Genomic DNA, 11,051 nt, shown 5'->3' with positions numbered 1-11,051 from the left:
GTGAATAATCAAGTTCAACAGGCTGATGTTGTTATTATTGGTGCTGGCCCTTCAGGTGCCGTGGCTGCCAGTTTACTGGTGAAAAAAGGTTGGCATGTAGTGGTGTTAGAGCAGCAAACTTTTCCTCGTTTTTCGATTGGTGAAAGCTTATTACCCCAGTGCATGAGCTTTTTAGCAGAAGCAGGCCTTGAGCAAGCGGTGCAAGCACAGGCACAATCACTTGGGTTTCAGTTTAAAAATGGTGCGGCGTTTCAGCGTCGGGGCGACCACACAACAATCGATTTTACCGAGAAATTTAGCGAAGGCCCTGGCACGACTTTTCAAGTAAAACGCGCTGACTTTGATAAATGCTTAGCCGATGGTGCCATGCAGCAAGGGGCTGAAATTCGATACCAACATAGCGTGTTAGCGTTTACCGATTGTGAGGATGGCGCTTTACTTGATGTTACGGATGAAAACCAGCAAGGCTATCAAATTAAAGGGCGTTTTGTCCTTGATGCCAGTGGTTTTGGCAGGGTATTACCTCGCTTACTTGATTTAGAGTCAGCATCAAATTTCCCTGTACGTTGGGCTTTTTTCAGCCATTTTAAAGATAATATTAGCGATACACAGTTTGACCGTGAAAAAATCTTAATTAATGTTCATCCAGAGCATAAAGATATTTGGTATTGGCTGATCCCATTTAGTGATGGTACGGCAAGCATTGGTGTAGTTGGTAAACCAGAGCAACTTGAGGATAAACAACCACTCGCTGGCTTAAATGAATTTATCGAACAAGATAGCTATTTAAGTGGGTTATTAGTCAATCGAGAAGCTATTGGTGAAGCGCGCGCTATCAAAGGCTATTCGGCTAATGTGTCTAGTTTGTATGGTGAGCATTTTGCACTACTTGGTAATGCTGGTGAGTTTTTAGATCCGGTGTTTTCATCTGGGGTGACGATTGCATTAAAATCAGCTTCATTGGTTGCTCCTTTAGTTGATAGCTACTTACGTGGTGAGCAAGTTGATTTCAAAAACGATTACAGTGAGCCTTTGCAACAAGGGGTTAATTGCTTTAGAACCTACGTCAGTGCTTGGTATGATGGCTCATTTCAGGACGTGATTTTTTACACTGAGAAAAACCAACAAGTGCGCGAGATGATCAGTGCTATTCTTGCGGGTTATGCATGGGATTTACAAAACCCATTTGTAAAACAAAGCAACAAACGCTTAAATACGTTGGTTGAATTATGTCGCGATTAACACGCTCTTTGCTTTTAACCTTGAGCATATTAGTGGCAAGTTGTGCCAGTGAATTTGCAGTAAAAACGGGCGTTGATTTAGCGCCAAATGCAGGGATTTATTTGCTTGATCCACCGCCGTCATTAGTTGCCGATAATTGGCAGCAAGTACTTGAAGTACACCATGGCGATGAGCAGCATACATTACTAGCGCAACTGAGTTTAAACAGTGAAACGGGTATTAACTTGGCTGTTATGACGGCTCAAGGTATGCCGATATTTCAGTTAGAAAAAGCGCCACTAGGGCCGATTAAAAGCGAAAAAATGCTCCCTATCAACGCGGTTGATCCTCGCTATATTCTTGCTGATATCATGCTAGTACACTGGCCGGTTACTGTGCTGAACTCGCAACTTTATGGTTTGAACTTGGTTGAACAAGGCTCGACACGGCGTTTATATCAAGGTGAGCAGTTAATTAGTGAAATTCGCTATTTAGACGGTGCAACAGAACTTGTAAACTTTCAGCGAGATTACAAAATTAAATTTCAAAGGGTTAATTGATTATGCCATTTTGGCTTAACGACTTAGGTATTGTTAGTGCATTGGGGGTTGGTCATCAACAAACAATGCAAAGTATCAGCTTACAACCTAAACAAACACTCACAGAGGTGACGTCGCTTGCATTTGAGCAGCGCCCAACTTTTGTGGGGTTGGTTAATGAACTGCCATTAACAGCATCAATGCGATTTTATCAGCTAATCGATTTAGCGCTAGGGCAAATTGCTGACACATTAGCAAACATAGACATTCCGAGCAGCCGTATTGCTGTGGTCATTGGTACCAGTACTGCTGCAATTCAAGAAGGTGAAAGAGGTCGAATTGCCCATGCAGCTAAGGGAAAGTGGCCAGAGGAGTTTGATTATTACGACCAAGCGCTCGTCGCACCCGCCAATTATATTGCCAAAAAACTCGCTGCGAAGGGGCCAAGTTACAGCATTTCAACTGCGTGTAGTTCAAGTGCCAAGGCGCTTATTAGTGCGCGCGCCTTACTCAGTGCCGATTTAGCCGATGTGGTAATTTGTGGCGGGGTAGATAGCTTGTGCCAACTCACTATCAATGGCTTTGATTCGTTATCTTCTATTAGCGGTGAAATTTGTAAGCCGTTTAGTGGCGACAGAGCAGGCATTAATATTGGTGAAGCCGCAGCATTATTTGTTATGAGTAAAGAGCAACATACAAAACAGAGCATTGCCTTTTTAGGTGGTGGTGAAAGCTCCGACGCCCATCATATTTCAGCACCGATTGCAGACGGTTCTGGCGCAATTGCTGCTATGACAACGGCGTTGCAAGACGCGAATTTAACGCCTTCAGATATCGACTACATTAATGCCCATGGAACAGCCACACCGCAAAATGATGCGATGGAATCTTTGGCAATCAGTGAGGTATTTGGCAAAGATACCAAGGTCAGTTCTTCTAAACATTTGACCGGCCACACTCTAGGCGCTGCAGGTGCCTTAGAAGCGGGCTTATGTTGGCTTTATTTGGCTTACCCAGAGTTTAATCAATTAGTATGCAATCAGGTTGAAAAAGACGAATCATTGGCTGAAATTGGCTTAATAACACAACCAGAAACGGCAGAAATTAACACCTGTTTATCAAATTCGTTTGCCTTTGGCGGCAATAATGTCAGTGTAGTACTAGGACATCTAAATGAATCACTATAAAATTGAGCAAGTAGTCCCTCATAGTGAGCCAATGATATTGCTCAATCGCCTATCTAGTTACAGCGAAGAGTCAGGTTGCTGTGAAGTGGATATTAGTTCACAAAGCCCGTTTTATGACGAGAGCTTAAATGGGGTTGCCAGTTATATTGGTTGTGAATATATGGCGCAAACTATCGCAGCGTATGCTGGTGCGCTGGCAAAAGACAAAGGAAATGAAGTACAAATCGGTTTTTTAATTGGTACGCGCAAATATAAAACCTATGCACCGGTATTTAAAAACGAGCAAACGCTTAAAGTCTCGGTGACAAAATTATATCAAGAAGAATCAGGGTTAAGTGTATTTGAGTGTCAAATACATAGCGATGAAACATGCTTAGCAGAAGCAAAAATTAATGTGTTTCAACCACAAGACCCAATGCAGTTTATAAGAGAAAATCAATGACAAAACGTATTTTAGTCACCGGCTCAAGCCGTGGTATTGGCAAAGCAATCGCACTTAGATTAGCTAACGATGGCTTTGATATTGCTGTTCATTGTCGCAGTGGTGTGGCTGAAGCAGAGCAAACCTGTGAAGAAATCAGTGCGCTTGGTCGTCATGCTAGCTTATTGCAATTTGATGTTTGCGATAGAGAGCTTGCAAAACAACAAATTGAAGCTGATATTGCCGAGCACGGTGCGTATTATGGGGTGATCTGTAATGCAGGTATCACGAATGATATGGCGTTCCCTGCGATGCAAGGTGATGATTGGGATAAAGTGATCCGTACTGGCCTTGACGGTTTTTACAATGTGGTGCATCCAACGGTGATGCCAATGGTGCAAGGTCGTAAAGGTGGCCGTATTGTCACTATGGCGTCAGTGTCAGGGATTGCCGGTAATCGCGGGCAAGTTAACTACAGTGCCGCTAAAGCGGGCATTATTGGTGCGACCAAAGCGCTTTCTCTTGAGCTTGCAAAACGTAAGATCACCGTTAACTGCGTAGCTCCAGGGTTAATCGAAACCGAAATGACAGACGATTTACCGGTTGATGAAATGCTAAAAATGATCCCATTAAAACGTATGGGGTCGGTTAGTGAAGTCGCGGGTACTGTGTCGTTTTTATGTTCAGATGACGCCGCGTATATCACCCGCCAAGTTATTTCTGTGAATGGCGGTATGGTGTAATGAAGCGCGTTGTTGTTACAGGCATGTCTGCTATTACTGCATTAGGTGATACCTGGGGTGAATTTAAAACCGCTTTGCAAAAAGGTGAAAATGCCGTTCAGTACATGACTGACTGGGATGTGGCGCCAGAATTAAACACTCGACTAGCAGCACCTGTTACTCATTTTACTAAACCAAGCCACTATAAGCGTAAACAAGTTCGCTCAATGGGACGTGTTGCTATGATGTCGACCCGTACTACAGAGCTTGCTCTAGAAGAAGCTGGGCTATTAGAGCACTCAAGTCTAACCGACGGCTCTACAGGCATTGCTTTTGGCTCATCTACGGGGTCAACGCCACCATTACTTGCCTTTGCAAAAATGATGGAAACCGGCGAAATGACAGGCGTAACGGCCACCAGTTACATCCAGATGATGGCGCATACAGCGCCTGTGAATGTGGGTGTCTTTTTTGGCTTAAAAGGTCGGGTGATCACTACCAGTTCTGCGTGTACATCAGGCTCGCAAGGTATTGGTTATGCTTATGAAGCGATTAAGTATGGTCGGCAAAAAGCCATGGTGGCTGGTGGCGCAGAAGAGTTATGCATCACTGAAGCTGCGGTATTTGACACCTTATACGCGACCAGCACAAAAAATGATGCTGCGAAAAGCACGCCACGACCATTTGATCAAAATCGTGATGGTCTGGTTATTGGTGAAGGTGCAGGCACACTCATTTTAGAAGAGTATGAGCATGCCCTAGCCCGTGGAGCGACCATTTATGCGGAGCTGGTCGGTTTTGGTTGTAACTCAGACGGTCAACACGTGACGCAACCTACCGCAGAAACTATGCAAGTGGCTATCGAAATGGCCCTTAATGATGCACAGCTTACTGCTAACCAAATTGGCTATGTGAATGCTCATGGTACGTCAACAGATCGGGGTGATATTGCGGAGTCTCTGGCGACTTTCAATGCCCTTGGCAAGAAACCTATTAGCTCATTAAAAAGTTATTTAGGTCATACCTTAGGAGCTTGTGGCGCCATTGAAGCATGGGCAAGTATCAATATGATGAATGATGGTTGGTTTGCACCTACTATCAATTTAACGGATGTTGATACTGAGTGCGCTGATTTAGATTATATCAAGGGCAATGGCCGTGAAATGCAAACAGATTACATTATGAGTAATAACTTTGCATTTGGTGGCATCAATACCTCGTTAATCTTTAAAAAGTGGCAAGCATGATCAAGCGCTGCATCATAAGTATTTTATTTATTCTCGCTTTTAATGCTTATGCTGCAGAAGATAGTGTAGAAAAGGGCACTGCAAAAATGGAGTTCGGTGCAGGCCTTTTTTATGCAGATATCCCCCATTATTTAGGTTCAGATGAAAGTGAGCAATACCTATTGCCTGTGCCTTATTTTCGTTATCAAAGCGATAAAATGGCCATCGACCGTAATAACTTCACTGGCTTTTTGTGGCAACAAGAGAATCTCCATTTAGATTTATCTGCCAACGTAGGTCTTGCAGTTGACAGTGAAGACAACAAAGCCCGAGAAGGTATGGATGATCTAGATTGGGTGTTTGAATTAGGACCTTCACTTAATTACTACTTACTAGGTGAACCAAACGCTAAACAGCACTTGTATTTAAGCTTGTTTGCGCGCAAAGCGATTGCCACAGATTTCTCTGGGATTGACGATATTGGCTGGCGTTATGGGCCAAGTGTGTATTATCGAGTGCCGATCATCGAAAAAGCGGATTCACAATTTTCATTAGCGTTTCGTGGCAATATTAACTTTGCTAGCGATAAATACCTGGATTACTACTATGGAGTGAGTGACTTACATAGCAATGAAACTCGCCAAGCATACTCAAGTCGTTCAGGTTTTTCTGGCGCTGATGTATCAATTGGGGTACATTTTGACACACCAAAGTATTGGTTAGGTGGTTTTGTTAAATATCATCACCTTGCTAACAGTCAACAAGATGCAAGCCCACTTGTGAAGCAAGATTATAATGTTTCGGTTGGTTTTGGTGTTGCATGGAAATTTTATAGAAGGAATTTTTAAATGAAGTTATTGACCCTTGCATGTGTTTTAGCAGTTTGTTTGTTTTCAGCAAACAGTTTTGCACGTGATGATATACAAACGCTACCTGTACAAGCACTACTTGAAACTAGCAAAGCTAAACAAGCGCTGTTAGATATTCCGCTGTATTTTGCTGATCAAAGTCATAACAGCATTAAAACCAATTATGGTGAAGTGATCACAAATAAGAAAACCAACGCATTTAATAAAACTGACCGAGAAGCGTGTGAGTGGGTAATGCTTAGTGCTTTAAAAGCATTACAAGAGCGTGCTGTTCGTGAAGGCATGAATGCAGTTGTAAATATTCAGTCGTATTACAAAAAACGTGAGTTTGTTAGCCAAACAGAATATCAATGTGGTGCGGGTACATTTGTTGCTGGCGTGGCATTAAAAGGCACTTTAGTTAAGTTATAACTAACTAAAGTCATTTTTTTTCTGTATAATTTGCGACCCTTGATATGATGGCCGCAGGTTATACAGCATGAATTTTAAATCATTTAGTTTTTCTTCTGAGCTTTTACAGGCATTAGAAGAGCTTAATTTCGAAACGCTTACTCCCGTTCAACGTAGTGCAATTCCTGCGGTAAGAAAAGGCAAAGACGTACTTGTTAGTGCGCAAACAGGCACGGGTAAAACCGCCGCATTTGCTTTACCACTTATCCAAAAATTATCAGAATCAGCGGTTAGTGAAAATAATGCACCAAGCGCATTAGTGCTTGCACCTACTCGCGAGTTAGCTGAGCAAATCGCAAATAATTTTAAAGCGTTTGCAAAATACACTGAACTCAAAACAGTGTGCTTGTTTGGTGGTATCAATCTAGCGGGTCAAGCTAATGATTTGAAAGCAGGTGTCGACATCGTGGTTGCAACGCCAGGGCGCTTACTTGATCATCTTCGTTTAGGTAACATCAGCTTAGCTAATGTTAAGCATTTAGTGCTTGATGAAGCTGACCGTATGCTAGACATGGGCTTTATCAGCGATATGCAAACTGTTATTAATGGCTGTGATGAAGCGCGTCAAATCTTGTTGTTCTCTGCCACTTTCCCTGCTGCAATTAAACAATTTGCGAGTAAAGTACTAAAGCAGCCTGAAATTATTCGTGTCGATCAAACAAACAGTACCGCAGAAACAGTGCAACACGTTGTTTATCCAGTTGAAGAGCGCCGTAAGCAAGAGCTTTTATCTGAATTGATTGGTAAGAAAAACTGGCAGCAAGTACTTGTTTTCGTAAACATGAAAGAAACCGCTGATGAGCTTGTAAAAGAGCTTAACCTTGATGGTATTCCAGCGGTTGTTTGTCATGGTGATAAAACCCAAGGTAACCGCCGCCGCGCTTTACGTGAGTTTAAAGAAGGTAAAGTTCGCGTACTGGTCGCAACCGAAGTGGCTGCCCGTGGTATTGATATTGAAGGGTTACCACGTGTGATCAACATCGACTTGCCTTGGCTTGCAGAAGACTACGTTCATCGTATCGGCCGTACAGGTCGTGCTGGTAAGCCGGGCCAAGCAATTTCGTTTGTCAGCCGTGAGGAAGAAAACACTTTATTCGATATCGAAAAGCTTATCGGACAGCGCATCAAGCGTGTTGTTTTACCAGGTTACGAAGTAAGTAGTCGTGAAGTACTGATTGATAAAATTGGTAAAAAGCCGTCGCATTTACGCCGTAGCCGTACAAATAAGGTTTCAGGTCAGGCAACGGGTGAAGCGCGTGCGAAGAATCGTTCACGTATCGCAAATGTTCGCAAATCTTTGAAAGGCAATAAATTAAGCCTTAAAAAGTAATAGATTTCGATAACAAACGTATAAAAAAGCCCCATTGCTGTTTGGCAATGGGGCTTTTTTGGCTCTTTTATTAGTACAAATGGAGTATTTTGTTAAATTTTATGACTTAAAATTGAAAATTAGATTAACAAATGTACCTTGCTGAATTACAATCGCTTTGAAATCAGTCAAGTAGCGTTTCTAACGCGTCAGTGTCTAAATGGATGTTTATGCAGTACTTAAAAAGAATAATAAATAAAATAATCGCCCCTACTTTTTTACTTAGTGTTGCCTGTGTGCCTTTTTCTGCCAATGCATTTGATAAAGCAGAGTTTTCACTTGCTCATATTAAAGAGTCTATTAGCGTTGATGGTGTGATGGATGAGTCGCATTGGCAATACGCCACAAAAGTGCCACTAAAATATCAAAATGAACCAACCGAAAAAGGCACGCCGCTCGTGCAAACCGATGCTTACATGTATGAAGATGGTAAATTCTTGTATGTTGGTTTTATTGCAAAAGATAATGACCCTTCGCAAATTCGTGCCGCTCTTCGAGATCGCGACACACTTTGGCAAGACGACAATGTTGCCTTAATGATTGATACCTTCAATGATGAACGAACAGGCTATGAGTTTTATGTAAACCCATTGGGTGCGCAAGGTGATATGCGCATGACTGATATTGATGATTGGGTGGAAGATCCATCATGGGACGCCATTTGGGATAGTGCAGGGCAAATTACCGACGACGGTTATGTTGTTGAAATGCGTATTCCATTCACTGCACTTCGCTTTCCAAAAGATCAAACAGAGTTAACGTGGAGTTTTGCAGTTTGGCGAAATTATCCGCGTGATGTGTATTATCAAATGTCGAATGTTGGTTTTGACCGAGATGTAAAATGTAGCTTTTGCCAGTTTGATAAACTCACAGGCTTTGCCAACATGACAGAAAGCCAAAATATTCAGCTTACGCCCACTTTAACGGCGCTTCGCCATGATACCAAAGATACAGTGCCGGGTGATTGGCAAAATGGCGATATTGATACTGAAGCGGGCTTGGACTTACGTTGGGGGGTAACGCAAGATGCGGTTATTAATGCCACCATTAATCCTGACTTTTCGCAGGTCGAGGCAGATTCACTTGAGCTTGATGTAAATACTACTTACTCAATTTATTATGCTGAAAAGCGTCCATTCTTTTTAGATGGCGCCTCTTACTTTAATACCAGCCAACTAGAGCTTTTATATACGCGAATGATTGCTGAACCTGATGTGGGTTTAAAATTAACAGGTAAAACCGGCGCGCACAGCTATGGCTTTATGTACGCTGACGATCAGAATACCAGTGTCTTACTTCCGACGAATCAAGGCTCGGGCTTTGCTAATCTGGCAGATAAAACACAGGCAGTAGCAGGGCGTTATCAGTTTGATGTTGGCCAAAAAGGCACAATTGGTGTGATGAGCACCCACCGTGAAAATGATGATTACCACAATACGGTTTTATCTTTAGATGGCAGTTACTGGTTCAATCAATCAGATAGTTTGCAGTACCAAGTAGCAAGTACAGATACCACTAACTCAGAATTTTTAGTTGATTATTATGGCGTTGATAAAAATCAATCAGATCAGGCTTATGCTATTGAATTCACAAGAACTAAGCGTGATTACGAAGTCTATGCTAATTACGAAAATATAGGTAAAGAATACCGTTCAGATTTAGGTTACCAAGCTAAAGTTGATTACGAACAAGTACAATTAGGTGGTGGACAAACTTGGTATCGTAATGCTGATGATGCAATCACCGAGTACAGCTACAATGCTGAGTGGGATAAAACATGGGCGCAAAATGGCGACCTACTCGAAGAAGAATATGATGGCTTTTTTACCTTTAAAGGTAAGATGCAGTCACAAACAGAAATTGGCTTTATTCATCGTAATGAGTTTTATGCCGGTGAGTTCTTTAATCAAAACATAGGCTATATATACGGGGGTTTTAGACCCATTCGTGACATTAGCTTTTTATTGTATGCTCAATATGGCAGTAAAATTGATTACAGCAATGTAGCTCTAGGTACTATGGTACGCATTGAGCCTGAGATGACGTGGGATATAAACGATCATTGGCAGGTGCAACTAGAGCACAGCTACAGCTATCTAGATAACGAGCAAAATGAGCGTGTTTATACTGCTAACTTAACGGATCTACGTGTTTATTATAAATTTAATATGCGTTCAATGCTGAAACTCGTTTTGCAGTTTGAAGATGTCGATCGAAACAACGAAGCTTATCGATTTGATGTAAGCCAAACTAACCGCGATTATGGTAGTCAGCTAGTGTACTCGTATAAAATTAACTCGCAGACACTGTTTTATTTAGGGTATTCTGATAAAGGGTATCAAGATGATTCATTGAAGAACCTTGAGCGTGATCAACGTACCTTCTTCACTAAGCTAAGCTATGCATGGCAGCTTTAATCTTTAATGAGGCAACATTAGTTGCCTCTAAATATAAGTATTTAATTAAGAAGTTTATTAAAGTCAGGGTGTGCAAATATTTCAGAGTTTAACTTCTGAACTGCTGGTACAAATGAACGCTGCATCTCTGAGCAAGCTGATGCAGCTGTGTAACTTGATTCGTAATCATATCGTGATTTGATGTCAAACCCATTTCCGTTTGAAGATCTTAGTGACATATCAAATTCCCAGTAGGCATTACCAATCACTGTGCTTCCGTATATGTCATTCAAATTGGCGGTGATTGTACTTACAGATGCTTCATCATATAAATCTGCAACCACCATCTCAGAGAGTATTGAATCTCGTATGTAAGTTGCGAATGTTTTCCCTTCAGGTGTCCCTATAGGTGTGGCTAACCTGCACATTACCTTACTTTCTTCTCTTTCTGAGTCTGTAAAATCACCTACTTTTGATTTTAATCCTGATTTTGAAACACTTCTAAGTTTCATCGTGTTTTCAGTTGAAGTTGAGTAAGTATGTACTTTATTGGCACAGCCAGTTGCTAATAAAGTTACAAATAAAACTGAAGTTGTTTTTATTATTGACATTATTTTCCTTGCCCAAAATTATTTAGCAAAACTGTGCTGG

The 11,051-nt window shown here is 41.7% G+C and carries 11 protein-coding genes; 10 read left to right on the top strand and 1 reads right to left on the bottom strand.

What is annotated here, in order from left to right; translation table 11 throughout:
- The 10 genes from KQP93_RS21340 to KQP93_RS21295 all read left to right on the top strand — a co-directional run bounded on the left by KQP93_RS21340 (position 1) and on the right by KQP93_RS21295 (position 10,421).
- Entirely contained in the window at positions 1-1,242 is a 1,242-nt protein-coding gene (locus KQP93_RS21340; RefSeq protein ID WP_217877124.1) for an NAD(P)/FAD-dependent oxidoreductase, read from the top strand.
- On the top strand, positions 1,230-1,781 hold the full coding sequence (locus KQP93_RS21335) for a DUF3261 domain-containing protein (RefSeq protein WP_217877122.1): 552 nt from the start codon (positions 1,230-1,232) through the stop codon (positions 1,779-1,781). Before KQP93_RS21340 ends, KQP93_RS21335 begins: the two co-directional genes overlap by 13 nt.
- A gap of 2 nt (positions 1,782-1,783) precedes the next feature.
- Entirely contained in the window at positions 1,784-2,947 is a 1,164-nt protein-coding gene (locus KQP93_RS21330; RefSeq protein WP_217877120.1) for a beta-ketoacyl-ACP synthase, read from the top strand.
- Positions 2,934-3,389, top strand: a complete 456-nt coding sequence (locus KQP93_RS21325) for an ApeP family dehydratase (RefSeq protein WP_054554542.1) — start codon at positions 2,934-2,936, stop codon at positions 3,387-3,389. The genes KQP93_RS21330 and KQP93_RS21325 overlap by 14 nt, the downstream gene beginning before the upstream one ends.
- A complete protein-coding gene (fabG, locus tag KQP93_RS21320) occupies positions 3,386-4,111 on the top strand; it encodes a 3-oxoacyl-ACP reductase FabG (protein WP_054562409.1) in 726 nt (241 codons plus the stop codon). Before KQP93_RS21325 ends, fabG begins: the two co-directional genes overlap by 4 nt.
- Positions 4,111-5,337 carry a beta-ketoacyl-ACP synthase gene (locus KQP93_RS21315; RefSeq protein WP_217877118.1) on the top strand — a complete coding sequence of 409 codons (1,227 nt, stop codon included), beginning with the start codon at positions 4,111-4,113 and terminating at the stop codon, positions 5,335-5,337. Before fabG ends, KQP93_RS21315 begins: the two co-directional genes overlap by 1 nt.
- Positions 5,334-6,164 (top strand): MipA/OmpV family protein, encoded by an 831-nt coding sequence (locus tag KQP93_RS21310; protein WP_217877116.1) that lies wholly within the window; start codon positions 5,334-5,336, stop codon positions 6,162-6,164. The genes KQP93_RS21315 and KQP93_RS21310 overlap by 4 nt, the downstream gene beginning before the upstream one ends.
- Complete coding sequence (locus KQP93_RS21305) at positions 6,165-6,596, top strand: excinuclease ABC subunit A (RefSeq protein WP_217877115.1); 432 nt, start codon at positions 6,165-6,167, stop codon at positions 6,594-6,596. It begins immediately after the preceding gene.
- Positions 6,597-6,663: 67 nt separating this feature from the next.
- Positions 6,664-7,965: a DEAD/DEAH box helicase gene (locus KQP93_RS21300; protein ID WP_217877114.1), complete on the top strand. Its 1,302-nt coding sequence runs from the start codon at positions 6,664-6,666 to the stop codon at positions 7,963-7,965.
- A gap of 209 nt (positions 7,966-8,174) precedes the next feature.
- Entirely contained in the window at positions 8,175-10,421 is a 2,247-nt protein-coding gene (locus KQP93_RS21295) for a carbohydrate binding family 9 domain-containing protein (RefSeq protein ID WP_217877110.1), read from the top strand.
- 41 nt (positions 10,422-10,462) lie between these two features.
- Here the strand turns inward: KQP93_RS21295 and KQP93_RS21290 are convergent, their stop codons facing one another.
- Positions 10,463-11,011 (bottom strand): hypothetical protein, encoded by a 549-nt coding sequence (locus KQP93_RS21290; protein ID WP_058584112.1) that lies wholly within the window; start codon positions 11,009-11,011, stop codon positions 10,463-10,465.
- Positions 11,012-11,051 lie beyond the last annotated feature (40 nt).

It is taken from the genome of Pseudoalteromonas shioyasakiensis (assembly GCF_019134595.1).
Classification (GTDB): Bacteria; Pseudomonadota; Gammaproteobacteria; order Enterobacterales; family Alteromonadaceae; genus Pseudoalteromonas; species Pseudoalteromonas shioyasakiensis_A.
This window is presented reverse-complemented; position numbering and strand designations above follow the sequence as displayed.

Coding starts and splice junctions, on each gene's coding strand:
- KQP93_RS21300 (WP_217877114.1), top strand. CDS start 6,664: ATGAATTTTAAATCATTTAGTTTTTCTTCTGAGCTTTTACAGGCATTA.
- KQP93_RS21295 (WP_217877110.1), top strand. CDS start 8,175: ATGCAGTACTTAAAAAGAATAATAAATAAAATAATCGCCCCTACTTTT.
- KQP93_RS21315 (WP_217877118.1), top strand. CDS start 4,111: ATGAAGCGCGTTGTTGTTACAGGCATGTCTGCTATTACTGCATTAGGT.
- KQP93_RS21325 (WP_054554542.1), top strand. CDS start 2,934: ATGAATCACTATAAAATTGAGCAAGTAGTCCCTCATAGTGAGCCAATG.
- fabG (WP_054562409.1), top strand. CDS start 3,386: ATGACAAAACGTATTTTAGTCACCGGCTCAAGCCGTGGTATTGGCAAA.
- KQP93_RS21330 (WP_217877120.1), top strand. CDS start 1,784: ATGCCATTTTGGCTTAACGACTTAGGTATTGTTAGTGCATTGGGGGTT.
- KQP93_RS21305 (WP_217877115.1), top strand. CDS start 6,165: ATGAAGTTATTGACCCTTGCATGTGTTTTAGCAGTTTGTTTGTTTTCA.
- KQP93_RS21335 (WP_217877122.1), top strand. CDS start 1,230: ATGTCGCGATTAACACGCTCTTTGCTTTTAACCTTGAGCATATTAGTG.
- KQP93_RS21290 (WP_058584112.1), bottom strand. CDS start 11,011: ATGTCAATAATAAAAACAACTTCAGTTTTATTTGTAACTTTATTAGCA.
- KQP93_RS21310 (WP_217877116.1), top strand. CDS start 5,334: ATGATCAAGCGCTGCATCATAAGTATTTTATTTATTCTCGCTTTTAAT.